The organism is Caproicibacter sp. BJN0012, from assembly GCF_035986805.1.
In the GTDB taxonomy this organism is placed as follows: domain Bacteria; phylum Bacillota; class Clostridia; order Oscillospirales; family Acutalibacteraceae; genus Caproicibacter.
Genome location: NZ_CP142518.1, coordinates 2060590 through 2087503 on the forward strand (window position 1 = coordinate 2060590; position 26914 = coordinate 2087503).

Annotated in this window: 21 protein-coding genes and 2 pseudogenes; 8 read left to right on the plus strand and 15 right to left on the minus strand. The window is 51.7% G+C overall.

Going from position 1 to position 26914, the window contains the following annotated elements; all coding sequences use genetic code 11:
- Nucleotides 1-114 precede the first annotated feature (114 nt).
- From VA597_RS09985 to VA597_RS10005, 5 genes and pseudogenes are all read left to right on the plus strand, one after another.
- A complete protein-coding gene (locus tag VA597_RS09985; RefSeq protein ID WP_243112798.1) occupies nucleotides 115-672 on the plus strand; it encodes a DUF6329 domain-containing protein in 558 nt (185 codons plus the stop codon).
- Nucleotides 656-1453 carry a Fic family protein gene (locus tag VA597_RS09990; RefSeq protein WP_128742665.1) on the plus strand — a complete coding sequence of 266 codons (798 nt, stop codon included), beginning with the start codon at nucleotides 656-658 and terminating at the stop codon, nucleotides 1451-1453. Before VA597_RS09985 ends, VA597_RS09990 begins: the two co-directional genes overlap by 17 nt.
- A gap of 24 nt (nucleotides 1454-1477) precedes the next feature.
- A complete protein-coding gene (locus tag VA597_RS09995) occupies nucleotides 1478-1786 on the plus strand; it encodes a flavodoxin family protein (protein WP_128742666.1) in 309 nt (102 codons plus the stop codon).
- Nucleotides 1787-2375: 589 nt separating this feature from the next.
- Nucleotides 2376-2516, plus strand: a pseudogene (locus tag VA597_RS10000) (CRISPR-associated endonuclease Cas1); the annotation flags it as partial.
- Between the two features lie 364 nt (nucleotides 2517-2880).
- Nucleotides 2881-3759, plus strand: a complete 879-nt coding sequence (locus VA597_RS10005; RefSeq protein ID WP_128742668.1) for an NAD-dependent epimerase/dehydratase family protein — start codon at nucleotides 2881-2883, stop codon at nucleotides 3757-3759.
- 111 nt (nucleotides 3760-3870) lie between these two features.
- On the opposite strand, the gene VA597_RS10010 is transcribed toward VA597_RS10005, so the two are convergent.
- The 5 genes and pseudogenes from VA597_RS10010 to VA597_RS10025 form a co-directional block, all read right to left on the minus strand.
- A complete protein-coding gene (locus tag VA597_RS10010) occupies nucleotides 3871-4107 on the minus strand; it encodes a hypothetical protein (RefSeq protein WP_128742669.1) in 237 nt (78 codons plus the stop codon).
- A gap of 589 nt (nucleotides 4108-4696) precedes the next feature.
- Nucleotides 4697-5866, minus strand: coding sequence for an iron-containing alcohol dehydrogenase (locus VA597_RS10015; RefSeq protein WP_128742670.1), 1170 nt, complete (start codon nucleotides 5864-5866; stop codon nucleotides 4697-4699).
- Between the two features lie 104 nt (nucleotides 5867-5970).
- Nucleotides 5971-6765 (minus strand): annotated as a pseudogene (locus VA597_RS10020) (FAD-dependent oxidoreductase); the annotation flags it as partial.
- Nucleotides 6741-6935: a hypothetical protein gene (locus tag VA597_RS17760; protein WP_442861458.1), complete on the minus strand. Its 195-nt coding sequence runs from the start codon at nucleotides 6933-6935 to the stop codon at nucleotides 6741-6743. The pseudogene VA597_RS10020 and the gene VA597_RS17760, both read right to left, overlap by 25 nt.
- Nucleotides 6913-7779: a sulfide/dihydroorotate dehydrogenase-like FAD/NAD-binding protein gene (locus tag VA597_RS10025; RefSeq protein WP_243112485.1), complete on the minus strand. Its 867-nt coding sequence runs from the start codon at nucleotides 7777-7779 to the stop codon at nucleotides 6913-6915. The genes VA597_RS17760 and VA597_RS10025 overlap by 23 nt, the downstream gene beginning before the upstream one ends.
- Before the next feature lie 340 nt (nucleotides 7780-8119).
- Here VA597_RS10025 and VA597_RS10030 point away from each other — a divergent pair, with 340 nt between their 5' ends.
- On the plus strand, nucleotides 8120-8782 hold the full coding sequence (locus tag VA597_RS10030) for a hypothetical protein (RefSeq protein ID WP_326974529.1): 663 nt from the start codon (nucleotides 8120-8122) through the stop codon (nucleotides 8780-8782).
- 196 nt (nucleotides 8783-8978) lie between these two features.
- Nucleotides 8979-10325: an APC family permease gene (locus tag VA597_RS10035; RefSeq protein WP_326974530.1), complete on the plus strand. Its 1347-nt coding sequence runs from the start codon at nucleotides 8979-8981 to the stop codon at nucleotides 10323-10325.
- A gap of 55 nt (nucleotides 10326-10380) precedes the next feature.
- On the opposite strand, the gene VA597_RS10040 is transcribed toward VA597_RS10035, so the two are convergent.
- From VA597_RS10040 to VA597_RS10085, 10 genes are all read right to left on the minus strand, one after another.
- Nucleotides 10381-12099, minus strand: a complete 1719-nt coding sequence (locus VA597_RS10040) for a sigma-54 interaction domain-containing protein (RefSeq protein WP_128742673.1) — start codon at nucleotides 12097-12099, stop codon at nucleotides 10381-10383.
- A gap of 637 nt (nucleotides 12100-12736) precedes the next feature.
- Nucleotides 12737-14296, minus strand: a complete 1560-nt coding sequence (locus VA597_RS10045) for an alanine/glycine:cation symporter family protein (RefSeq protein WP_128742674.1) — start codon at nucleotides 14294-14296, stop codon at nucleotides 12737-12739.
- 37 nt (nucleotides 14297-14333) lie between these two features.
- On the minus strand, nucleotides 14334-15233 hold the full coding sequence (locus tag VA597_RS10050) for a sugar phosphate isomerase/epimerase family protein (RefSeq protein WP_326974531.1): 900 nt from the start codon (nucleotides 15231-15233) through the stop codon (nucleotides 14334-14336).
- A 125-nt stretch (nucleotides 15234-15358) separates the two neighbouring features.
- The gene (locus VA597_RS10055) at nucleotides 15359-15979 is read right to left on the minus strand and encodes an AraC family transcriptional regulator (protein ID WP_205703158.1); all 621 of its coding nucleotides are present in this window, start codon (nucleotides 15977-15979) and stop codon (nucleotides 15359-15361) included.
- A gap of 192 nt (nucleotides 15980-16171) precedes the next feature.
- Nucleotides 16172-16951 (minus strand): glycyl-radical enzyme activating protein, encoded by a 780-nt coding sequence (locus VA597_RS10060; protein WP_243112800.1) that lies wholly within the window; start codon nucleotides 16949-16951, stop codon nucleotides 16172-16174.
- A 66-nt stretch (nucleotides 16952-17017) separates the two neighbouring features.
- Complete coding sequence (locus VA597_RS10065; RefSeq protein WP_128742677.1) at nucleotides 17018-19414, minus strand: glycyl radical protein; 2397 nt, start codon at nucleotides 19412-19414, stop codon at nucleotides 17018-17020.
- A 157-nt stretch (nucleotides 19415-19571) separates the two neighbouring features.
- The gene (locus VA597_RS10070) at nucleotides 19572-19814 is read right to left on the minus strand and encodes a hypothetical protein (RefSeq protein WP_326974532.1); all 243 of its coding nucleotides are present in this window, start codon (nucleotides 19812-19814) and stop codon (nucleotides 19572-19574) included.
- A gap of 254 nt (nucleotides 19815-20068) precedes the next feature.
- Complete coding sequence (locus VA597_RS10075; RefSeq protein WP_326974533.1) at nucleotides 20069-21292, minus strand: NAD/NADP octopine/nopaline dehydrogenase family protein; 1224 nt, start codon at nucleotides 21290-21292, stop codon at nucleotides 20069-20071.
- A 407-nt stretch (nucleotides 21293-21699) separates the two neighbouring features.
- A complete protein-coding gene (locus tag VA597_RS10080; RefSeq protein WP_128742679.1) occupies nucleotides 21700-22341 on the minus strand; it encodes a TetR/AcrR family transcriptional regulator in 642 nt (213 codons plus the stop codon).
- Between the two features lie 70 nt (nucleotides 22342-22411).
- On the minus strand, nucleotides 22412-23131 hold the full coding sequence (locus VA597_RS10085; RefSeq protein ID WP_326974534.1) for a GntR family transcriptional regulator: 720 nt from the start codon (nucleotides 23129-23131) through the stop codon (nucleotides 22412-22414).
- Nucleotides 23132-23405: 274 nt separating this feature from the next.
- Between VA597_RS10085 and nifJ the strand changes: the two genes are divergently transcribed.
- Nucleotides 23406-26912, plus strand: a complete 3507-nt coding sequence (gene nifJ, locus VA597_RS10090; RefSeq protein WP_326974535.1) for a pyruvate:ferredoxin (flavodoxin) oxidoreductase — start codon at nucleotides 23406-23408, stop codon at nucleotides 26910-26912.
- Nucleotides 26913-26914: the final 2 nt, after the last annotated feature.

Consider the following 26914-nt stretch of genomic DNA (forward strand, 5'->3'; position numbering starts at 1 on the left):
CCGGAAACCGAATGTGTCGTCGAAAGGGCATTGGAATTTCCGAAGGCAGAATACCGTGAGTGCAGAAACCATTTATCCCGTGATATGCCGTTCATAGCGGAAAACCGGGACTGGATGTCGGCCGATCAAAACGGCGTCGCCCACTGCCTTCTTGTCATAGGCGAAGGCGGTTCGGAAGGAGTGCTGGTCAATTCGGAAGGATCTGATTACGCCCGCTACGCGAGCCTTGTACCGAGGGCTCGGGAACTCGTCGCCGCCGAGCAGCAGGAGCTCGAGTACATCTCCGCTGGGTTACCTTCTCTGCGGTTCCGCGACCTGATTCTACTTGGCCTGCCCGCAAACACTTATCTTGTCGATGACGATTATAATGCCGGATTTATCCCTGTCGGCGGGCTGAAAGACGGAAATATTTCCGAAAAGGCTCAGGAACGGTTTACCGACCTGCTGGACGCTCCGATCAAAGCCATCCGGCCGGGAGCCTATGGAACGGAAATCGTTATAAGCGGCGTCCCGACAGAAAGGCTGTCGGAGTTGACCAGGCTCTGGCAGACAACCAAATCGAAGCCCCGACCATGGGGACAGGAGGGAAATCAATGCCTATGCCGGGCTGAAATGTGGTATAATATAAAAAACACCATAAAAGGAGGCGGCACTTTTGGAACAGTACGATGAGGCGGTCCGGCTCTGGCAGTCCTATCGAATTACTTCCGAGGCTGATCTGGACAAACATCTGGACAGCTTCCGAATCCTTTTCGCTTACCATTCCGGAAAGATCGAGAATGAGGAAATCACCTATCACGACACCAGAGAGATCTTTGAAAACGGCAGGGTGTCCAATTATACCGGAAATCCGCGCGCGTTGTTCGAACAGCAGAATCAGAAGATCTGCTATGAATTCCTGAAGGAGAAGATCGTCCAAAAAGCGCCGCTGAGCCTGGAACTGATCCGGGAGATCCACCGTATCCTGACGGGCGGCACCTATGACGAACGGCGTTATGTTGAGAACGGAGAGAGGCCCGGCGAGTTCAAGAAGCACGATTATGTCACCGGAGTATACGAGGTCGGCTCACCGGCGGAGAGCGTGGGGAGCGACCTTCTGGAGCTTCTTGATGAGGTCAATGCCTATAACGAAAAGGAGGTCCTGAAGGCCGCCGCATATCTGCACGCCAAATTCGAGTTCATCCATCCCTTCGCGGACGGAAACGGCCGGGTCGGTCGTACCCTCCTAAACTATTATCTGATGATTCACGGCCACCCGCCTCTGATCGTTTACGATGAGGACAAGCGGCTATATTACGACTGCCTGCAAAAATATGACGAAGCAGAGGAACTGAAGCCGCTGTTCGAGTTCCTGAAATACGAGACCGGAAAGACTTGGGGAAAGGCTCTGCATCTCAGTGAAGGACAAAAGCCGGAGCGCAAAACCCTGAACGATTTCACGCCGAAGATGTAGGATAGGCCAAAAAGGAGGGGATCTTTGGGGAAGAAAATCCTTTTAGTGCTGTTTTATGTGATGCTCATCGTCTATGCCGTTCTGAAAGGCTGCCAAGGCTGCTTCTACTGTCGAACTCACGAGGGCTGTGATACAAAGGATAAGCTGTCGCCTATGTACGAAGAAATAGAACAAGCGGATGGCATAGTGGTGGGCTTTCCAATCTATTTCGGCAATATCGGCGGACAATCCAAACAGTTAATTGACCGGATGTACCCCATGATCGGCGCAGATTTTGCTCCACGTTATCCTGGGAAAAAAAGCTGTAACGATTTATTCGCAGGCAAATATTGATAAGGATATGTTTAAAGGAGCCATCGAAGCAATAATAAGTTTTTTTACACTGTTCGGTTGGGAGTTTATAGATAGTCTGCTTAGCTACGGTAGTACCGAACCTGATTATTCAATACCACAAGAACTATTGGATAAGGCGTTTGAAACGGGGAGAAAATTGGTTGGATAATTCGGCGGCTTTTCAATTATACTATAGAACCGTCGTTGTGGCAGCATAAAAAGCGCCACCGAATATGACAATCTAGAGACAGTTATCATATAGCAATTCAACTTAAAAATTGGCAAAATCCCATTCGAATGTTCATCTTATTAGGGCTATGACCCTGTTCATACTTTGATTCCAGAAGGTATCTTTCTTCAGCAAGTCTTAGATTTTACCCTTTACGGGAATACTCCTGTCACTTTGTAGGTCTCTTGATATCAAAGACGCCATTTTCCCAAGCGTCACATTACAGATGGAATGCTCGATGGCGCAAGCCTCAGTACTCGCCGTATCCTCACCTAGGTTTAACACGAGCATTAAAAATCGCTTGATTGTATTGTATCAAACTTGGAAACCAGCTTTTCGGCGGTTTCACTCCCCTTTGTCATGACGCCGGATGCCTGCCTCGCGTTGGACGGCGAAAACATCGTCATCCAGAAGGGAAAGGAGGAACTGCGGCGGATTCCGCTGCACAATCTGGACGGCATCGTCGCATTCGGTTTTACCGGAGCCAGCCCGGCCCTGATGTGGAAGGACCTTTAATTGTCTGAGTTGCGGCTTCCGGTGCGAACCAGGAGCTTCCAACGATTTACAGGAGGCTTCGCACCGGATTATCCGCATTTTATATTCTTATTTGAAACAAAGCTTTTATCGGCCGGCTGCGTGCTTTCTTGTTATTAGGGAATCAGTGAAAATTTATCTGATTTTCTTGTCTGCCTTAGTTACTTTTTCTGTCGCTCCCCATGCGGGAGCGTGGATTGAAATACACATTATCAGTATTCGAAAAGAAAAGTGAACTTCGCATAAGCGGAATAATGAGAGTTAGGCACGTATTTATCAATGACGAAAGTAAAATTGGGTGATATAGTCTTTATTTATCTGGGAGGGTAGAATGAATATATTAGTATTTGGCGGTACTAGATATTTCGGTATTCATATGGTTGAAGCGCTCATACAAAAAGGGCACAATATTACAATCGCTACAAGAGGACGAAAAAAAGATGATTTTGGAAATAGCGTTCATAGAGTGGTTATTGAGCGCTCATCACCCAAAAGCATAGCGGACGCATTTAACGGCAAAACTTTCGATGTGGTATGTGACAGCCTTGCTTATTGTTCTAACGATGTGAAATATGTATTGGATTCTGTACATTGCAAGCGCTATTTGATGACATCCTCAGCATCTGTATATCGACTGCATGTCAATACAGTAGAAAATGACTTTAACCCTCTCGAAAAGTCACTAAAATGGTGTAACAGAACAGATTACCCATATGATGAAGTCAAACGGCTTGCAGAATGTGCTTTATTTCAGGCATATCCGTCACAAAGCAGCGTGGCCGTACGGCTTCCATTTGTTATCGGAAGAGATGACTATACAAAGCGGCTGTATTTTTATGTTGAGCATATTGTAAAAGGGATCCCAATGTTTATTGACGACATAGATGCTCGGATGGGATTTGTTAGTTCAGATGAAGCAGGTAGATTTCTGGCCTTTTTGGCAGAGCAAGAGTATACAGGTGTAATTAACGGAAGCAATGGCGGAACGATATCGCTAAATGATATAATTAAATATGTCGAGGAAAAAGCAGGAAAGAACGCGATTTTATCAAAAGATGGTGACGTCGCTCCGTACAACGGTGAAATAGATTATAGTTTAAATACTGAGTTTGCATCAAAGTTGGGCTTTAGGTTCTCTCCCATAAAATTGTTTATATATGATTTGCTAAATACGTTTGTTGAGGCTGTAAATTCCCCGAACTTCGCATAATGTTTATAATCAGAATAGGGCGGCATCTTCCGCGTCCTTTTTGAGTCCGGACGCACGTCATCAGCCACAAGCTCCTGCTGCGCTTTAGTAAGCCTAATTTGCCGATTCCCACTAAAATTTTCCTATTAACCAATCTTCTGGGGAAGGAACGGTCGGGGTTGAGAAGGTGTCGTTGCGATCGCTGGCAATGCCCAGGCCGAGCTGCTTGATGACCGTCGAATCAGACTGAAGCTTGCTGGTCGAACCGGAATAGGCGGGATATCCCATATCCGCCTTTTGCAGGAATATGGAGAGCGGCAGATTTTGATGCGAAACGGACACCATCTTTGACTGTAAATTTTTGATCAAACAAAGCCGCCTCCGTGGCCGTCATGGCAAACTTGTATCCTTCAAAGGTAAGACAGGCGATCGGTTCCAAAACATAAAAAAACCTGCATGGCTCTGGGCCTTGCAGGTTTTTTGTTATTCTCCTCAATTGGAACGCGATTCAGCAGCTACCCATCAGCTTATTTTCATACAAGAACTTTGAAGATCAAACGGATTCTGTTTTGATCGTTAAGCTTTTTCATAATGAACTGCTTTGTGAATGTTCCATGATTCAAGATCAGGATGCTGCAAGCGACACCAAAGAGCAGGCCGATACCAGAAAACGCAAATTGCATTGGTTTTGCTTAATTTGGCTTTTTCTGTCTGCTGACTATTGATTTCTTCAGCTTGCCGAGGACTTGAACAGCCCTGGAAAGGGCCTGATACCAGCTAGTTTCAAGAGGAACACAATATCGCTGTCCGTATATTGCCATATACTAATACTCCAAAGCAGGATGACAATAAAAACACCTCAAGCAGCACGGTTGGGAGGCGCCGCTTTCTTTTCCGCATAGACAAACGAAACGGGAATCTGGCCTTTACGGATAACAACCCGAACAAGCAATCGGACTTAAAGCGCCATACGATAAATCTCCCTGGCGATCTCCTCGGTAAGCTTGACGAAACTGCCATGGTTTGGAGCCCCGTGGAACATGTTCCTGGCCAGGCCCGGGATGTCCTCTTCCTTGCCGCCAATCTCACTGATGGCAGTGGGCATGCCGATGGATTTTACAAACTTCTGGAACGCGGCGATACCCTCCCTAGCCGTGGTCTCCGGATCTTCAAAGTTCATCTGGCACCCCCAGACTCTGGTCGCGTATTGTACGAAACGGCCAACACCCTGATGTTTCATCGCGTAGGTCATCCAGGACGGGAACAAAATAGCCAGTCCGGCACCGTGAGAGCAGCCGTAAGTGGTAGACAGCTCGTTCTCCATATGGTGTGTACCCCAATCCTGCTGACGGCCCACGCCGGTGATGTTGTTGTGAGCCACCATGGCCGCCCACATGATATTGGCGCGCGCCCCATAGTTGCCGGGATCGGCCATGACGCGCCTGCCTTCTTTGATCATGGTCAGCATGACGGCCTCCAGGAGACGGTCCGTCAGCTCCACGTCCTTGGAATGAGAGAAATAGCGCTCCATGCAATGAGACATGATGTCTGTAATTCCGCTGGCCGTCTGGTAGGGAGGAAGCGAAGTAGTCAATTCAGGATTCATAATGGAGAACCTGGGACGGAGGACATCGCCGTCGGCGCATCTCTTATACATACCATCCTCATTGGTGACGACGGAGTCAGTGGATCCTTCGCTGCCGGAGGCTGCCAGGGTCACAATCGCAGCGATGGGAAGGGCTTCCGTCACAGGCTTGCCGCAGTAGAAGTCCCAGAAATCCCCGTCATAGGGAACGCCCAGGGCAATGGCCTTTGCGGAGTCGATAACACTGCCGCCGCCGATCGGCAGCAGAAAATCGACTTTTTCCTTGCGCGCCAGTTCGATTCCCTTATAAATCAAACCGCTTCTGGGGTTGGGCTTCACGCCGCCCAGCTCGATATAAGAGACGTTCTCCGCATCCAGGGAAGCCTTCACCCGGTCAAGCAGGCCGGACCTCACAATAGAGCCGCCGCCGTAATGGATCAGGACCTTGTGGCCGCCGTAGCGCTTGACATACTGTCCGGTCTGTTCTTCGGTGCCTTTACCGAAAACAAAGTATGTAGGGCTGTAAAACGTAAAATTTTCCATACAGTAAAACCTCCTGAATTAAGTAGTTGATAATAGAATGATATATTTTTCAAAACCGACCGCCTTGCAATTAGGATAGTCGATTTACAACGCCCGTGATGTGCTTACCTACATCTCTTTTTTGCCGTGTCTCGCTTCTTCTGAATTTTGTTCCGGCAGTACTCGTCAATTGACCTGGCTGCGTGTTTTCCCGCACCCATGGCCAAGATCACGGTTGCGGCCCCGGTAGCTGCGTCGCCGCCGGCAAAGACGCCTTCGAGGCTGGTATGGCCGTCTTCATCCGCAGCTACACAGCCCTTCCGCGTTTTCTCCAATCTCTCGGTGCCCCTGGTGCTCATGGGGTTGGGAGAAGTGCCCAGCGCCATGATGACGGCATCCACTTCCATCTTGAACTCGCTGCCCCGGATGGACTCGGGGCGGCGCCGGCCGGACGCGTCGGGTTCACCCAGAGCCATCCGCATGCAGGTCACGGACTCCACGGAGCCCTTTCCATCACCCTCAATGGAGATGGGGTTCGTCAGCAGGTCGAAAAGAATGCCCTCTTCTCTGGCATGGTGGATCTCCTCTCGGCGGGCGGGCAGTTCCCGCTCTCCCCGGCGGTAGACGATATGTACCTCTCCACCCAGTCGTTTGGCGCAGCGGGCAGCGTCCATGGCTACGTTTCCGCCGCCCACCACGGCAACCCTTTTGCTGCGGAGGATCGGAGTCGCACTCCCCTCCTTGTAAGCCTTCATCAGATTGATCCGGGTCAGGTACTCATTGGCGGAATAGACGCCCACCAGGCTCTCGCCGGGGATCTTCATAAACATGGGAAGACCGGCTCCGGAGCCGATAAACACGGCTTCGTAGCCCCGCTCAAATAGCTCCGGGATCGTCAGGACCCTGCCGATGACCATATTCCCACCGGGCACCCGCCTGCACAGGCGGGTTTTCCGCAGTTCAGGCACCGCTTGGCCTCATTGATAGCTTGTTCCAGCGTGTAACCCTGAGCCACCTCTAAAAAGTTACGATTGCGGATCCGGGGATCCTGTTCCGGCATAGGGGTCTTATTCATCTGCATATTCAGCATGGAGGGCACCCCCTTCCATGCGGCAGAAATGCTTTCTCTTCCGCCGATCTTCAAAGTCTTTGTAAGTGGCGTTCCGGGCGATAACCTCGTCAAAATCCACCTGATGGCCGTCGAAATCCGGACCGTCCACGCAGGCGAATTTCGTCTCCCCTCCTACGGTCAGGCGACACCCGCCGCACATGCCGGTGCCGTCGACCATGATGGGATTCATACTGACGGTAGTTGGGATACGGTACTTTCCGGTCAATTTACAGGCAAATTTCATCATCAGCAAGGGCCCTATGGCAAAGACATGGTCGAATTTCACTCCGCCGCCAATCAGTTCCTCCAGCTTACCCGTGACGAAACCGTGGTATCCGTAAGTGCCGTCGTCTGTGCAGAGGTGCAGGGCAGTACAGGCCTTGGACATCTCGTCCTCCAGGATGACAATGTCCTTTGTTTTGAATCCGCCAATCAGGTCCACCGTGTTTCCCGCCTCGGTCAGGGCCCGGGCAACCGGCAATGCAATGGCACAGCCTAAGCCTCCTCCCACCACGGCCACCCTTCCATAGCTTTCAATGTGGGTGGGTTGCCCCAGGGGGCCGACGAAATCATGCAGGCAGTCTCCCTCGTTCAGCTGATCCAGAACCAGAGTAGTGGCGCCCACTTTCTGGTAAATCACAATGACAAGTCCTTCCTCCACACCGGAAATAGTCAGCGGGATGCGCTCCCCGTTCTCGTCCACCCGCAGAATAATAAACTGTCCGGCTTTCGCCTTGGCGGCGATGAGCGGCGCATGGACCGAGATCTGGCTGATCTCCGGCGTCAATACCCTTTTCTTCACAATTTGATATCGCTTTCGCACGGTTTCTCCTCCCCGAATCGCATTTGCGCCATGTACTAAGTGCAGCCTCCCTTTCCAATTGACGGAGAGGGATTTCCAAACTTCGCTGCTAAAGAATAAAGAGAGCAAAAGACATGCCAACTTTAAAAAGCGAACGAATACTCCGTTAAAATATTGCATATTGCGACTTTTACCTCTGGATCAAAGAGAGAGGATTGCGGGATAAGCAAAAAATTTTTGCAATTATTGATCGGATAATGCAAAAATTTTTGCATTTCTTTGCACGAACATCCGGTGAACGCGCTATGGAAAACATTGAATTTACACCATGATATGAGCTGAAAGGCTATCAAAAACCAGAATGTATTTAAAAATCTTCCCTGTCTTTTCTGTGATTTTGTATTTACGAAACAGTTGGCATGATTATTGCTGGAATTTAGTCATGTCCTTCCGTCTCATTCTGGAGCGAGAGGCAGACGGTATCCACTGTAAGAGCAGAGGTGAAATTACTATGAAGAGAACATTCCTGCACGATTGCGTTGCTGTCCTTTTTTCAACCTTGATTCTTTGGCTGGTTTTAACATTCGTGATGGTGAAAGCTTGTTTTCTGCTGTCCGGAAATGCTGGAAAGATTGCAGTTCTTGCTGTAGGCCTGGCTGTATGCGCTTTTGCAACGGGGGCTTCCATCGCAGTTGTTTGTCATCTGAAGAAAAACCGGAGCGATTTATATAAGGAAGAGCCGCCCTGTAATGACGATGAAGAATTTCATGATGTGGATGCGCCGGCGAAAGAGCATAACACCATGTTCGAAATATTTGATTCGCTCTTTCTGATGCTTTTATGTTTTTTAACGCTTTTTCTGGCGATGCGGCTCGGGGTTAATACTGAGGGCATACTTAATTATTCTGTAAACAGGCGTACCCTTATCATAACTTGTTTGGGACTTATTTCCGTGCTGACTCTCATTATAACCAAATCAGATAAGAGTCTGAAAAAAATCATAAAAGAAGTTTATAAAAAATAGCCGTCTTAACATATTTGAGAGAGAAGGTATAAAAATTGAGCGTCTGGTGCCTGCTGAATTACGCCGCGTGGGGTTTATCCGCACTTATACTGGTATTATTGCTAAAAGACTTGATCAATGTAGAAAAGGGTAAGAAAGACTGATTTTAGCTTCATGGGAAAGCGGGGATTCAATCGTGAGCAGCAAGGACCCAAGTTTGTCTAAAAGTCTTGGTCCGTCGCATATTTGGGCTTTGGGTGTGGGAATTGTCCTTGTCGGCCAGTTTATGGGGTGGAATTTCACCATAGCCAAAGGCGGTTCGTTAGGCTCGATCATTGCATGCTGGATCACCGGCATACTGTATCTATCTCTCGTGATGATCAATACGGAAATGGGGTCGGTGGTTCCCGAAGCAGGCGGGCAATACTCAATGGCCAAATATTTCCTCGGCCCGCTGGCTGCCTTTAACGTGGGGCTGATGCTCGTTTTGCAGTATATCATGCTGGAGGCCGCCGATGCGCTTGTCGTCGGACAGCTTTTAAAGACTTTGAGCCCGGATATAAATCCTGCTCCGTTCGTCATTTTAAGCCTTTTGCTGTTTACATATCTGAACTATCACGGGATGCAGGCTACGCTCAACTTAAATATTGTTATTACCGGAATCGCCTTTATAACGATTCTCATGCTTCTGTTCAGCACAAAATTCTATTTGCCGGCAGGAGGACTGCTCCATCTTTCCAAGCTGACCAACGGGCTGCCGTTCGGATGGATCGGGATTCTGGGTGCCCTGCAATTTGGCTGCTGGTTTTATCTTGGGATTGAGGGCACCGCCCTCGCGGCCGGCGAATGCCGCTCGACAGGGCGTTCTTTGCCAGTGGGCGCCGTCATAGGCATGATCACGTTAATTATAAGCGGGACAATCACCTGGTTTATCTGCTCCGGACTGGTAAGCGCCGATCAGTTGGGCAAATCGACCTATCCGCTATACGATGCCGCACTCGCCACGGGAAAGCCTCTTATCATAGACGTTTTATTCGCGGGCACGATGTTGTCATGCCTGGCCAGCGCGAACGGCTGTATCGCGGACGCGGGCAGAGCATGGTATTCCATGGCGAAAGATACGCTCATTCCTCAAATATTTGCAAAACTGCATCCCAAGTACCGGACCCCTTACCGGGCGATCCTGTTTTTACTTCCTATCTCGATTGCGTTCGGCTTTACGGGCCTGCTCGACCATATTATTACGTTTTCGATCATGTCCGCGCTTATTACATACATTCTTACAGCTGTAATGATGATTAAATTCAGGAAAATGTATCCTCTGGGAACAATAAAAAGAGGCTATACCGCTCCATGGCATCCCATACCTGCAATCCTTGTGGCACTGATTGCAGGAGCAACGCTGTTTGGAATGTATTTCGGTTATTGGATCGACCTGATAGCGGGCGCGGTGTTTTATCTGCTGGCATCATTGTGGTTTGTTGCACACCGGTCAAAATCTCTGGATATCCGTTTATTCTTTTTGGAAGGCACCAAAAAATGGCCCCGTCCGAAAGGGTACTGATCGAACGGGTTTTCTGAAGGCTCCTCCGAAATCACAGAAGGATCAGCATATACTGCTACTTCATTTCATTGATATCGATATTGTTCCGTTTGATCCGGTATTGCAGATCCTGTCTGCTGATTCCCAATGCGCGGGCTGTTTTGGAGATATTTCTGTTATTCTCTTTCAGCTTTTTAACCAGCATGTCTCGTTCCATATCGTGGATTGTTTGATACGATGACGGATTTATCGCTCTTTCTTCGTTAGATTCAGAAAATCCCAATTCCGGTATTCCATTTAAAATATGGTCCGGGATAACGTCTCTGGTGATTTCCAGTGCGTCATCCGGCAAAATGTTCATGGCATACTCGATCGCATGCTGAAGCTCACGCACATTCCCCGGCCAGCTATATGCGCGGAATACCTCCATTACGTCCGAATTGATCCCCTTGATGTTTTTTAACAAAATCTTATTAAATTCAAGGATGAAGTGCTTGGCAAACAATGGAATATCTTCCGCCCGCTCTCTTAGCGGCGGGACCGTAAGATTGATTACGCCCAACCGGTAAAGCAGATCCGGCCGCAATTTCTTCTCTTTTACAGCCTGCCAGGGTGGAATATTGATATTTGAAATGATTCTGACGTCCACATGGATTGCAGATACCCCGCCAACCCGCCAAATTAGGCCGTCCTGTATTACCCGCAGCAGTTTGGGCTGAAGCGGAAGAGGCATCGAGTTGATCTCGTCCAAAAGCAGGGTCCCGCCGTTGGCCTGTTCAAGCAGCCCGGCCCTGCGTTCAGCTCCCGTATAGGCGCCTTTTTCAGTGCCGAACAGAAGCGATTCCAACAGGTTTTCCGGAATGGCTGCGCAGTTAATTGCCAAAAACGGGTCATTGGCACGCCGGCTCGCGTTATGAATACTCTGAGCAAACAGTTCTTTTCCGGTTCCGGTTTCTCCGTAAATCATGACACTGGAGTCAGACTTGGCACTCATTTTGCTTTTTTTGACGACATCAAACATCACCGCGCTGCTGTAAATGATATCTTTGAACTGATACTTGGCTGATAAAAAACTTTTTTTATTATTTCCTCCGGCAGCATTTTGTCCCAGTAGCTTCCCTTGTAATTCAATTACCTGTCTGTGCAGTTCATCGACCTGAGTCCAGTCTTTCATCACGCTGAAGCCGCCCAGGACCTTGCCGCTCATAATAATAGGGTATGAATCGTCGACAACGTCCACTTCTTTTCCGTGCCAGGTGACGTAACGCTGCCGAATGTTCAAGCGGGGCCGGCGTTCTTCCATCACGCGCGGAATTTCCAGATCATTTTCGTTGAGTACTTTATAAAGGTCGTGCAGGTGCCTTCCGGATACCTCCTGCTGCAAAAGAGATTCCATCTGGACGGCGGCATCGTTGAGCAAAAAAACCCGTCCCTGCTCATCGCACAGGATCACAGAATCGCTCACCTGATTGATAATGCACATCAGCATGTCATGGCAGGCGTCGTTTCTTGCGTTTCGAAAAACAATCATACGTGTATTTGGTGCCAGATCGGTTACTTCGGGTGTTGGACACTGCAGCAGATATTCTCCAAAATCAATATTCCAATATTCCTTTGATGGCTCTTTTCCACAAAAAACAGGAACGATTTCCCGTAATGAAGCCCCCAATTCTCCTTTTCCCCGCATAAGCTGAAACCCGGCGTCATTGATTGCAAGAATCCGATCTTCACCGTCGATCAGCATTGCGCCAAGCCCGCATTGAGAGAGCGTTTCCATCACATTTTCACTCGTCATGTAGTACCCCTCCCCGCCATAGATTTGAATTTATGATATAATATGTCTTAATTTGTACAAATAAATATGATATCCTCGGATCTGGGACAAAGTCCTAAAGATACACATGATTCTATTGTACCATTCGGTTATCGCTTTTCAAGAGATTCCTCTGCAGCCTTTTATAGAATCATAACCGGATTGGTGACCATATTTAAAAAAATCATACATTGGCTGCGGCCTTCCCGTGCAGCTGCACACCATCGTTTATGTAGAGATGGACGTCTCGGAAGACTATCCCTGACTGGTTTCTATTCAATCCTAAGGCGTACTTTCCACAGGAGCAGACTGCACTCTTTAATTTTTGCCTCCTGAAGATTCGTTACGGGATGATATCACAGAGGGCTGTGCTTTTCATAAGCACAGCCCTCCGTTCATGTATCTGCCACTTGCCGACCGCGCACTCCGATATCGAAGACATAGTGATTGCCGCTCAGATGTAGCTTCCTCTCGCACCAAGAGGTCTCCGCAAAGGCGTTCCAGAACACAACACCGGTGACGTTACCCGCACAAAAGGAATACCGAACCACTGTATGTAACTGAACTTGGCATCGGAACGCCCAACTTGCCAAAGAACGGTGCAATTTAGGGAATTGTTTTATAAATCAGGTTGGTTATCCGGATGGAATGATGGATTTTCCGCCTCCGTCCGGGCTTCCTGCCGCTTATCCTTCTCAATTTGTTCTTTATTTATGTCCATCCATACATCCACATTTTTAATACCCAGCTTCTGGGGGTTGAAGTACGGCTCTTCTACGCCTTTCTTGCGCTGTTCCACATAGTCGCTGTACACCTTCACGACCTTAGGGAACAGGAAGACCAGCGCGATGCCGTTGACCCACGCCATGATGCCGAACATAACCTCGCTGATCGCCCAGGCGGTGGATGCCGTGATGTTCGCCCAGATAAAGAACGTAACCGGCATGATGATGCGGATGACCCAGATCATCTTATTGCGGGCTTCCTGGCTCTTGCTCCTGGCCAGATATGCCAAGGCGGACTCGCCCTCATAATAATAGGCGATGCAGGTCGAGAACGCGAAGAACACCAGTGACAGCGCGACGATGAAGCCGCCGATATGAGGCATAACGGTATTGGCAGCCTCCTGAACCCACACCACGCCCGCGGTTCCGGTGGCAGCCTGGCTTGCCATGACGGGGGAGCCTTTGCCAATGTACATGTAGGTGCCGTCCGGGCCAAGGACGTTGAAGCAGTCGGTGATCAGAGCCATCACCGCAGAGCACAGACAGACCGTCACGTCGATGTAAACAGAGGATGCGTTGACGATGCCCTGAGTAGCGGGATGCGCGCACTCTGCCGCACCTGCGGACGGAGGCGTCTCGCCGAAACCGGAGCCGCTGGAGTTAACGGCACGCTTCACGCCGTAAGAGAACGCCGCGCCGAACAGGCCGCCGAAAACGGCATGGGTACTGAAGGCGCTGGTGAAAATCAGGCTGAGCAGGCCGGGGATCTTGCTGCCGTTCGCCACCAGAACAATAATGGTCAAAATCGCATAGACGACCGTCATGATCGGAACAATGATGGTCGAAAACTTTGCAATTCTGCGCACGCCGCCGGAGATAACCAGGAACAGCATGACCGCCACGACTGCGCCGGAGATTGCCGGGCTAATGCCCAGGCTGTTCTGGAATGCCATGCCGATGTTGTTTGCGCTGGGTCCGGTGACGATCAGAGGCACGCCGATCAGGGCCAGCAGAGCGAAAACGATTGCCAGCGGCCTCCAGCCGAGTCCCCTTTCCATATAGTTGTACGGACCGCTGCGGTACTGGCCGTCCTGACGGACCTTGTAGATCTGGCCAAGGCTGTTCTCCGCGTAGGCGATGGCGGAGGTCAGCAGCGCGGTGATAATCATCCAGAAGGGAGCGCCGGGTCCGCCGTACATGATCGCGACCATGACGCCGCCGATGTTGCCGACCGCGACGCGGTACGCTACCACCGTGCAAAAGGTCTCAAACGGAGAAATGCCTTCCACAGACCCGCCGCCGGATTTCAGCAGTTTCCACTGCAGCCTCCAGTGTCTCACAGTGCCGAACTTCATCGCAATGCAGTAGCAGATACTCGTAATAAATATCAGCGCGATAAGCGGGGTTGCCCATAGCATGTTGTCAACTTTAAAAATGAACGATGCAAAATCCATTTTTCATTCTCCATTCTTTCTATATGGATTGTGTTGATTACCGGCCGCGCACGCCGATGTCCAGAACGTTGTGCATATACTCGATGCTCTCCTTAAGGCTCTTTAGCTCCAGTTTCCTCCCCTCTTCGATGCTGTAGCCGCTCAGCGGCAGTTCGATCTCCAGGTCGATGGTATCCAGCTCCTCGGGGGCCTCGGCCCGCAAAATCTGCATAATCTTCAAGCAGTCCACGTCGCCCTGACCGATGGCGGTGCCCAAGGAATGAGTGCCGTCCGGGTCGGTGACGATCCTGTTGTCGCAGAAGTGGACGCAGTAGCAGTAAGGAGCCATCTTGCGCACGCACTCCTCGATTCCCTCCATCAGAACCAGGCAGTTGATGGTATCGCAGCAGGCGCCGATCAGGGGATGGGCCAGTTGTTTCACAAGCCAGATAACTTCGTCGGCAAAGGTATCGCAGTGGTTTTCGATCGCTACCTTCATGTTGTACTTTTCCATCAGGGGAATATTTTTCTTGAACTGTTCATAGCGGTCACACAGCTGAACCATGACCTCCGGGCACATGCAGGAGTGGCTGGCGGGCTTGGGATGTTCCGTGTCCAGGCTGAACTTTACCAGTTTGGCACCGATGGCATGGCCTACCCTCAGAGCTTCCTCCACCGTGGCGTTGACCCGGGGATCGCTGGGGGCATTGAAGGATATGTTCAGCTCCAGATCCAGGCCGTGCTTTTCGGCATTTGCCTTAACGGCTGCCAGATGCTCCGGACTCAAATCGTTGTCCAGATCCACCAGGGTGATATGCAGTACGTCCAGCCCAACCTCCACAGCCAAATCCAACAATTTGTCAAAAGAGAGCACTTTCTCAAAGGCGTGATGTTCTCCATAGGTCTGGAACCCCCAACTCTCGCCGCAGCCGCTCAGGTGAAGGGTATAACTATGCATGCCTAACTTAAATTGCCGTTTTGCATTTTTCATCTTAGTACACTCCCCGTTTATAAAATATTTGAGCACTTATAAAAACAGCGCATTCTGGTCAGAGTCGCAATGATTCTGTCTTTGTTCAGATATCAGCCGATTCTTTTGAAACAGGGGCAATCCCGATATGCTTTGGGGGTCATACCAGTGATACCGTGGAAAGCGCGGGTAAATGTGGAGTTGCTGCTGTATCCCACCATGACTGCAATTTCCATTACACTGAAACTGGTCCCTTCCAACAGCTCTTTTGCCCGATCAATCCGGATGCGGCGCAGATAAAAGCTGGGAGAAAAACCGGTCTGCTGCTTGAACCAGCTATTATAATAAGTAACATTGTAGCTTTCAATCTCCGCCAGCTGATTGACGGTAATAGGCCGATCATAATGCTCACCGATATAGCGGATCGACGGCGAGGCACAGTTCTCAATCAGCTTACTGTACAGATAGCTGTACAAGTAGCGCACCGATCTGCTGTCGGGGTTCTGTCTCAGTTCCGTCTGGATTAACTCCACCAGTTGCGTAACCTGTTCGCGCATAGGGACAATCATCGGGTTTGACAGCAGCGCGGCGTCCCGGTTTTCTGAAATGTCTCCGGAGAGATTGATGACCAGCAGTTTACCCAGATAATCGCACCGGTGAGCCATGCCGGCCGGAATAAAGCAGAGCTCCCCGCGTGTCACCTCGTATTCAGAATTTCCTACCCGGATTTTCATCGTCTCCTGCAGCGGCACAAGGATCTGCGGATAATCATGGATATGTTCTCCGCTGCATTCACGAAAGACATGGATATTTACTTTCTGATTCGTGAGATTCTCACCCCAAACAGCAGTTCTGAAAAGAACATAGTCTATTTCCGATTGGATGCATAAATTACCAGGCGCGAGGTGCCTAACACGGTCGTCCCATCATAGAACCTGGTCCACAAAATGTCTTACCTCCTCCCGGCACCAAAGCATGTGCTCCGGTGCGGGAATCTGGAGCGCCTCCAGCGGGTAGGGCCGTCCTAATTTTTTATAGGTTTCCGCCCCCAGCCGGTGGTACGGCAGCAGTTGGACATGATCCAAACGGCGCAGCCTGGCGCAAAATTCTCCCATTTTGTCCAGTTCCTCCCGGGAATCATTGATACCTGGAATGATGGGCCTCCGGACTACGAGACGGAAGCTGCCCTCCGCCTCGTTGGTCTTCAGGAGGTTCTGCAAAATCAAATCGTTGTCTGTGCCGCAGTAGCGCTTATGCAGATCATTGCTGAACAGCTTCAGGTCCACAAACACCGTATTGACATGGGGCAGTATCATACAAACGCGTTCCCAGGGCGCAAAAAACGATGTTTCGATGGCGGTATTCATGCACTCCATCCGGGAATTTTTCAGCAGGGCCAAAGTGAACTCCGGCTGGGCCAGGGGTTCTCCCCCCGACACGGTAATGCCGCCGGTGGAGATAAAAAAGAACAGAGAATCTTTTCGGAGTTCCCTCACCACATCTTCCACTGTCATCACGGTTCCGTATACGTTGTCAGCCGTCCGTTCGATTTCAAAAGACTGGCTTTCCGGAGTGGAGCACCATTGGCAGCGCAATGGGCAGCCTTTCAAAAATACGACCGTGCGAAAGCCTTCTCCGTCGTAGACTGAGGACCGTTCAATCCTCAATACCATCCCCTGTCTGTCTTTATCGAATAGTTCCATCATCAAAGTCAAATAACCTCTTCGTTAATAATTCCATTGCGTTACCGTGTTTCCCTTCCAATTTTGACGTTATCTGCCGCAGCCGCAGCTGCTCCAGCTGCTGATTTCAGTCCGGCCGATGATCTCATCCTGAACGTCCTTGCCCAGTTCCACGAAGAACGCGGTGTACCCAGCCACGCGGATCAGCAGGTCCTTATGCTTCTCTGGGTGGGCCTGGGCATCCAGCAGCGTCTGGCGGTCCACTACGTTGAACTGGACATGATACACATCCAGCGTACACAGGGTCTTCAGCAGGTTCATCCCGTGGACAAGGCCGTCTTCGCCGGCCAGAATGGCGGGCTCCAGCTTCATGTTTAACTGAGTGCCCTGCGTGTAGCGCGCGTGAGGAATATGGCTGACGGACTTGAGCAGAGCGGTAGGGCCGTGAGTATCGGTGCCGCCGGTGGCGCCGATCCCGTCGGTCAGGGGTGTCCAGGCCCGGCGGCCGGAAGGCAGGGCGCCGACCCACTCGCCGATGGGCGTATTGCCGGAAACGGGCAGCATGCCGCAAGTCATCCTGCCGAACTTGGTGTCATACTTCTCGAACTGGTCGACGACGTAGGTGAACACCTCGCCCACGCAGAAGTCGGCCCGATCATCGTCATTGCCGTATTTGGGGGCTTCCATGCACATCTTCCGGACGTCCTCGTACCCATCGAAATTGGCCGCCAGCGCGTTGCACAGCTTTTTCATGGTGATTGCCTTTTCATCGTAAATCAGGTACTTCACAGCCGCCAGGGAATTGACGATGTCCGCCTGGCCCACGGTGATGACGCCTCCGCCGCAGTTGTATTTGGCGCCGCCCATGCTGTAATCCGTGGCGCTTTCGATGCAGTGAGGATAGGTCAGGGACAAAGCGGGCACAGGGCGGTAGTTCATACTCAGATAATCCAGCAGCTGGTTACCGGACGCAACCACGTCCACAAAGTAGCGGATGTGAGTCTTGACCGCTTCAAAGAAATCGTTGAAAGTCTTGAAGCTGCTGGGATCGCCGGTGGAAACGGACACCCGCTTGCCGGTCTTGCGGCTGACGCCGTCGTTCAGCGCCATTTCGACGATGCCGCCCATGTTGATGTCGGCCATATCGGTGTACTGCTTCATCCGGCCGGACAGGTTGGTCTCCACACAGCCGCAGGGATTCCAGTCCCAGGCCTCGCTCAACGGCACGCCTTTGTTCAGAAGCATGCGGATGCCGGCGTCGTCATGGTAGACGGCAGGCATGGTCAGCCCCATCCGGATGGCCTCCACTGCCTTGCGCAGGAAGGAGTCCGGGTTCTTTGAAATATTGTAGCGGATCGTCGTATTGGGCTCTTTGAACCGGACGTCCATAACGGCCTGGATCAGCATGTAGGACACGGGGTTGACCGCGTCGTTGCCGTACTGGTCGATGCCGCCCGCGGACACCTGGACGGTGATGCAGTAGCCGGCGGCATACTGCGCGGTGACCTCGTCCTGGAACAGGCTCAATTCAGCCACCTTGATCCACAGGCAGTCCAACAGCGTCTGCGCGCCGTCGTCGTCCAGGATGCCGGCTTTCCTGTCGGCCTTGTAGTAGGGATACAGATACTGGTCCAGACGGCCCAGGTTGTAAGACGAGGCGTTCTGCTCCATGTAGATGGCATACTCGTAGAACAGGATGCTCTGGCAGGCCTCGTAGAAATTCCGGGCGGGATGCTCCGGCACCCAGCGGCAGACCTCGGCGATCTTTTCCAGCTCGGCCCTGCGCATGGGGTCCTCACACTTGGCAGCCATCTTCCCGGCCAGATCGGCATGGCGGTTGGCCAGTGTGACGATGCCCTCGCAGGCGATGAGCTCAGACTTTAAAAAAATGATTTTTTCAAGATCGCCCACATGGGCGTCGTCCAGCCTGGCCAGAGCTTCCTCCGCCTCTTTGCGAATACCGCCGATGCCCAATTGCAGCAGGCGCGTCCAGCCGGGCGTGGTCTCGCCGTAGCCGCGGACGGCCTTGCGGTCGATATAGATCATTCCGTTATCCCGCAGGGTCTCCATGTCATCGGGAGCCATGGCGCGCCAGCGGTCCAACAAGCATTTGTTCTTCCAGTAATCCGAAACCTCTTCCTTAAAGATCTTTTTGCCTTCCTCGCTGAGGTAAAAGGGGTCGAACTTGCGAGTGCTGATGGTGTCCAACTCCCTGTCCAGAATGGAACAGGAACTGTCGGCGCACAGGATACCACATCGGGGTTTGAATCCGGCACCACCTACCAGCAGCTCATCGTCCAGGATATAGATGTTTTTCTTGCGGCATTGGTGGAGAAATCCGGTTGCTTTCTGTATGCTCCAAGGCTGGCCTTCCGTTTCCCGAAAGCCTTCGGTCAGATACTTGGCATTGTAGACGTCCATGTCCACCCGGGTATCCAGGTACTGTTTGCGCAGAGCCTCGATACGTTCCATATACTTTTTTGCCATTTTTCAGATGAACCTCCTCCAAATAGATTTGTTCGTCTTAAACAAAGCAATGTTTGTGCCAATTTGCTATTTCGTGTCAACATACGCTGCTTCTTTTGTGCAAATGCTGAATTTTCTTGCGCGATATTGGGATGCCACATGACTTTTCATGCGGATTTTAAGCGCTCATTCCGTCCGTTTGCATAAAAAAGCAGCCGCTCTGAATATCGGGCGGTGCAGCGGTATTCCCCCTATTTTTGCGCAAAAAATTTTGCGTTTTTGCATAGTGCAAAAAATATTTGCGGATTTTTTCCGCCGTCACGGCAAATTGCACAACGGTTCGAAGTCTTCTGCTGGATTGCACACAATACAAGATCAGGGCTTCGATTGCGGTCACTGTTTCGGTGATGAGCTGCGGCATCGCTGAGAGATTGAATTTTTTACGCTCCGTTTCAGTCCCTGAAAGGTCGTCGAAATCAGCGGATATAAAGATATGCGGAGTGCAAAACAGCGTTTCGCGCTCCGCATAAACACGGTCAGAGATTTCAGGAGTCGAATTATTATGTCAGGCTGCAGCACTAATGCCGCCGCATTTGGAAAAACACCCGGATTCTGCCGGCCAAACCCATGAGCCAGCGGGGCCGGACCGATGTTCAAACTATTTCCCCTTAAGTTTTACTTTGCGGTATACACGCCTTCGCGCAGATACTTCTGCAGCTGGTCGTGGGTCATATGACCGATGTCCAGATAGTCCAGCGTATACTTGCTGTCCTTGATCAGATCGCGCTTGATCATCACGTTGGCCAGATGGATCATGCAATCGATGGTCGGAGTCGGGACGTCGTACTTTCTGCCAAGCTGCTGCATCAGATAGCAGCCGACGGGGACGTCTTCGGTGATGTAGCGGTTCTCGAGGCTGAACGGGCCGTCGCCGTAGAAATTCTCGTACTTCTCCTCAAAGGGAACGGCGAAGTCGGGGCCCATGTACTCCTTGCCGTACATGGTGGTGCGGGAGAAAAAGTCCTCGTAGTTCACGGTGCACAGGCCGATTTCCATTGCCTTTGCCAGAGCCTTCTCCTCTTCCCAGAAGGTCGCCTGAACCTCGGCGATAGCCGGACAGAGCGCGAATCCATACAGGGAGTAATTTTTCGGATCCTGGCCCAGAACCGTGCCGAAGTTCTGCATCGTGGAAACGCCCAGAACCGTGCCGGGAACATGGATGACCGGGTTGACGTTGGAAAGGTTGATGTCCAGAACGGTGTTGCCCGCTACAAAACCGTCTCCGGTGCGGATCGCGTCCAGGGCCGGTATGTAGTTTGCAGATTCGATGAATGCGTCGGTATCGGTCATTGGCAGGGCGCAGCCGCGGATGGTCGTGATGCGGTCCTCCACCTTGCACTCGTTGGTGGTCACACCGCCGCGATTGACAATGCGAACGCCGTAAGGCGCGGTATACCACGCGCCGATGATTACCTTTTTATTGAAGTTCATCTCACGCATCAATTTGCGGCAGACAAAAGTTCCGCAGTTGTCCGGGAAGATGTGGATGACCTGACCGTCCTCCAGCAGTGGGATCAGCTGCCTGAAGATGTTCTCATGCGCCATGGCCACAGTGGCCACTATAATGATACCCGCGCCCTTGACGGCTTTGGCCAAGTCGCTGGTTGCCAGTTCCACATAGCCGACGCCGCGGCGCTCAAATCCATAGTAGCTGAACTGGTTGCCGCTCAGCTTAATGCCCGTCCTCTCAATGTTGCGAAAGTTTTTCTCAGCAAAACCCGGCTGGTCCCAGATGCGCACCTTTGCCCCGGCCAGCGCGCAGTCTCCGGCCATCGTTTTGCCAACACCACCCGCACCCAGAATTGCAATGGGCTTATTCTTCAGATAGCTCATGTCCATAATAATGTTCCTCCTGTTGTAAATTTATGGTGGAGGCATCGCAGCCAGCCATGCCTTTTCCCTTCAAGAAGTCAGACAGCCCTCCTCTTGCTTCGGAGTTTGATCGGCATCCGATTGCATCCATAGGAGCAGATTTTGACTATAATTTATTGACTTTAATTCATTGACTTTAATTCATTGACTTTAGGTTATTATAGGCGCGACGATTAAATTTGTAAAGTCTCAAAATCAATAAAAATATGCTGGCTTCATTATGCATTTCTCCTAATACTTGATGATATCTCCCATATCCATTCGGTTTTTTGCGCGATCGTATCGATAAAAACGGCCCCCCGATCCGGATGGATGACCGGATTGGGGGGCCGTTTTGTCATATCGTGATTTGTGTTCGTCCCACGTACACTTGATTATCGCATCATCATGCCTTTCGCCGCCACCCGGACGGCGTCTTCAATCATATCCGCCAAGCTGAAATCCTGACTCTCAAAGCACCACATCACTTCGACGCCAACCATGGTGGAAAGCAGGATATTCACATATTTGTCTGTCTCTGTCCGCATATCGAGAACCTGCTCTTTTTTCCCGCTTTCCACAATCTTCTCCAGACATTTGAGCAGAGGGCGGTCTTTGCCGTAGAAGTTATACCCCTCCAGGGTAAAATAATTTGCGATCATCGCTTTAATGATCCCCCTGCCGCGCTTTTCGTACTCGGTGTAGGAAATCCTCATAAAGCGCGTAATCATGGATAAAAAGTCCAAACCTTTGACCTTTTCATACGCCTGTTTGTAAATTTCATCGGACTGCGTGAACGTATAAAAAACAAGAGCCCTCTTGGACTCAAAATACGTATAGAAAGACCCTTTTGAGACGTTGGCTTCCGTCGTAATATCCTCAATGCTGACATTACTGAAGCCCAGCTCATTGATTTTCTTCACGGCAGCATTATAAATTTTGTTTTTTGTCTCCATTGCCTGAAGCTGACGCCTGGTCTTTCTCGCGTTCTCCGCAGGGCCTTTTGTCAGGAGAGCGTTCTCAGCGTCTTTTTTCAAATCGTTTGCCACCCCATTTCTGAAGCAAGGTCATATAAACCGCATGCCTTTTCGCCGGGGCACGCGGCGGTTACGGATTCGCGGTCCGGGATGTTCCGTCGTAACATTTCAAAAGATACGGGTCGATGTGATAAAAATCTTTAATGTGCTGGCAGATCAGTGCGCGTACATCTTCCAGGTTTCCGCTGCGCATCGCTGAAATAATCGGCTTATGGTGATGAATCTGGAGCAGGCTGTGCTCAATATCCGTATATTTGGACACCTGGACGAGATGTATTTGCTGATAAATGGCATATTGTTGGCTAATCAGATGAGAATTGCCGGAAATTTTTGAAATTGCCAGATGAAAGTTGCAGTCCGTTTTAATCCGTCCGTAAATATCGCCCTTAGACGCCGCCGCTTCACAGTCATCGGCTAAACGGTCAAGGTCATCGAAATCCGACGCGCTTCCATAATAGGAAGCCAACTGCGCAGAAAGGATATCCTGCGACAGGCGGATCGCACCAATCTCTTTGATTTCATCATCAGTAAAACATGCCACGGTAGCGCCGCGGTTATGTCCGATCGTGACCAGCCCCTCAGATTCCAGGCGTCGAAGCGCATCGTGAATCGGGGTTCTGCTGATGGATAGCTTGGCCGAAATCTGCAGCTCCGGGATCCGGGCGCCGGGAAGCAGTTCCATGCGAAAAATCATATCCTTGATCTGCTGATAAGCAGTTGCACTCTGCGAAGTAATAGATAAACACCCTCCTTCTTTCCTGTGTCCCTTATATGTCAATACAGTATACAATATTTTGTTTCCAGAGTCAATTTTATTTTTTGAATCCATTTTATACTGAATGTTCGGATTCTTTTGCACATGTTTTATTCTTTTGCTTTATGCATTACGCTGGAAATTTACTTTATATATTGACAAATTGAATTCATATTGATATTATTGTATGCAATCTCACTTGTAGAATTTAATGTGTGAGATTGCATGCCGATCTGCCGCAATAAGACTCTCTTCTGCCTTGCGCGCCGAAAGCTGCACAGCAAACTAAAACATCAAGGGGGAAATCTGTATGGCGAAAAAAATTGAGTTGATGGACGGAAACCAGGCGGCCGCATATGTTTCCTACGCCTTTACGGAGGTAGCGGGCATTTACCCAATCACTCCGTCTTCACCTATGGCGGAATATGTGGACGAATGGGCGGCCAACGGGAAGAAAAACCTCTTCGGTCAGCCGGTGCAGGTGGTGGAAATGCAGTCAGAGGGCGGTGCCGCCGGTACGGTTCACGGCTCCCTGCAATCCGGCGCACTGACCACCACCTATACCGCGTCTCAGGGTCTGCTGCTGATGATTCCCAATATGTACAAAATCGCGGGTGAAATGCTGCCGGGCGTATTTCATGTCTCCGCCCGCACGCTGTCGGCCCACGCGCTGTCTATCTTCGGCGATCACTCCGACGTCATGGGCGTGCGCAGCACGGGCTTCGCTCTGCTGGCTTCCTCCTCCCCTCAGGAGGTCATGGACCTGGGCGCTGTCGCACATCTGGCCGCCATCCACTGCCGGATGCCGGTGCTGCACTTCTTCGACGGCTTCCGCACCTCTCATGAGATCCAGAAGATCGAGGCGCTGGATTACGAGGATCTTCGCCCCCTGGTGGACCAGGACGCACTTAAGGCGTTTCGCAGACACGCCCTGAATCCGGAGCATCCCGCCACCCGCGGCACCACCGTGAACCCGGACATCTTCTTCCAGTGCCGCGAGGCCTGCAATGAGAAAATTGCCCAGATTCCCGACGCAGTGGAGCACTATATGAAGGAGATCGGCAAAATCACGGGCCGAACCCACCACCTCTTCGACTATTACGGCGCTCCCGACGCCGAACAGGTCATCATCCTGATGGGCTCCGCCGCCGAAACCGCCAAGGAAACCGTGGACTATCTGGCCGCCAAGGGCGAAAAGGCAGGCCTTCTCAACGTCCATCTGTACCGTCCTTTCTCCGCGGAGCACTTTTTGGCCAGCCTGCCCGCCACGGTCAAGCGCCTGGCGATACTGGACCGAACCAAGGAGCCGGGCGCCAGGGGCGAGCCGCTGTATCAGGATATTTGCACCCTCTATCAAGAGAGAGGCATTCCCATGGAGATCGTGGGCGGCCGCTACGGTTTGAGCTCCAAGGATACTACGCCGGGGCAGATTCTGGCCGTGTACGACAACCTGAAGAAGGATCGGCCCAAGAATAACTTTACCATCGGCATTGTGGACGACGTGACCTTCACTTCTCTGCCGGTGACCAGGGAGATCGAGACCTCCCCGGCCGGCCAGACGAATGTGGAGATCTGGGGCATGGGTTCCGACGGCACTGTCGGCGCCAACAAGAACTCCATCAAAATCATCGGCCATGCCACTGATCTTTACTGCCAGGCTTATTTCGTGTATGACTCCAAAAAATCCGGTGGCCTGACCCAATCCCACCTGCGTTTCGGCAAGGTGCCGATCCGGTCCCCCTATCTGGTGCGTGCCGCGGATTTTGTGGCCTGCCATACGCCTTCCTATGTTCATACATACGACATGGTGAAAAACCTGAAGGACGGCGGCACGTTCCTGCTGAACTGCGCATGGGACACGGACGGTTTGGAAAAGAACCTTCCCGCATCCATGAAGCGGGCTCTGGCTGCCAAGCACGCCAGGCTGTACACCATCGACGCGATCGACATTGCCCGCAAGCTGGGTCTGGGCAACCGAACCAATACCATTTTGCAGGCGGCCTTCTTCAAGCTGACCGGCGTGATCCCCATCGACCAGGCCGTTGCCGAAATGAAAGACGCCATTTACAAAACCTACTACAAAAAGAAAGGCCAGACTGTGGTGGACATGAACAACGCGTCCATCGAGCATGGCATCGACGAACTGCGCGAAGTAACGATCCCCGGCGCCTGGCTCACCGCGCGGGACGATGCCGCCGAGGATAAGGCGCCCGCCTTCATCCAGGACGTCGTGGCTCCCATGAACCGCCAGGAGGGCGACGCGTTGCCGCTCTCCATGATAAAGAAATATGGCCTTGAGGACGGCACCTGGCCCGCCGGCACCTCCAAGTATGAAAAGCGCGGCGCCGCCGTCGAGGTCCCCGCCTGGAAGATGGACGCCTGCATCCAGTGCAACCAGTGCTCTCTGGTCTGCCCTCACGCCGCTATCCGCCCCATTCTGCTGAATAAGGACGAAATCAAGGCGGCTCCCGCCGGTTTCGAGACCAGGAAAGCCGTCGGCCCCGGCCTGGACCAGTACCAGTTCCGCATTCAGGTTTCGCCCTATGACTGCACCGGCTGCGGCAGCTGCGTCAACGTCTGCCCGGCCAAGGAGAAGGCTCTGGTGATGGAGAGCTTGGAGAGCCAGCTGAAGGAGACCGGAAACTGGACGTTCGCCGTGGAGAACGTTGAGATCAAGAAGGATGCCGCCAACGCAAAAACGGTGAAAAGTTCCCAGTTTGCAAAGCCCTATTTTGAATTCTCGGGTGCCTGCGCCGGATGCGGCGAGACCCCTTACATCAAGCTGGTAACCCAGCTCTTCGGCGACCGGATGTACATCACCAACGCCTCCGGCTGTTCCTCCGCTTATGGCGGCTCCACGCCGTCCTCTCCTTACTGCACCGACAAAAAGGGCTTCGGCCCCGCTTGGGCCATGTCCCTGTTCGAGGACAACGCGGAGTATGCCTACGGCTACCTGCTGGGGCAGGATGCCGTCAAGCGGCAGCTGCGCGCGAACATACAGCGGCTGTTGGAACGGGGCATTGCAGAGGACGCCTGCGCGGCCTATCTGGAAAAAGGCGATGCCGCGGAGGAATCCCGCGCCGTCAGCGACACGCTGCTGGCCGCCCTGAAAAACGACGACAGTGAGGAAGCAGTCTTCATCCGTCAGAATCGGGAGTACCTGACCAAGAAAAGCGTCTGGGCCTTCGGCGGCGACGGATGGGCTTACGACATCGGCTACGGCGGACTGGATCACGTGCTGGCCTCCGGCAAAGACGTCAACTTGCTGGTTCTGGATACCGAGGTGTATTCCAACACCGGCGGGCAGTCTTCCAAGTCCACAGCGGCGGGCGCAATCGCCAAGTTTGCCGCCGGCGGCAAGGTGACCAAGAAGAAGGATCTCGGCCTGATGGCCATGAGCTACGGTTACGTATATGTGGCGCAGGTTTCCATGGGCGCCGATCCCGCTCAGACGCTGAAAGCGATCCGGGAGGCCGAGGCATACAACGGCCCGTCCCTCGTCATCTGTTACTGTCCCTGCATCGAACACGGCGTGAAAGCCAGCATGGGGCTGAGCCAGCTGGAGGAGAAGAAAGCGGTGGAGGCCGGCTATTGGCATCTGTACCGTTACAATCCCGATCTGAAAGCGGAGGGCAGAAATCCCTTTACCCTAGATTCCAGGGAACCCACCGGCGACTTCCAGAAGTTCCTGCAGGGTGAAAACCGCTACGCATCATTAAAATTATCCTTCCCGGACAAGGCCGAAACGCTGTATTCCAAAGCGGAGAGGGACGCTAAAGAGCGGCTGGAAAGCTACCGGAATCTGGCCGGAAAATAAAA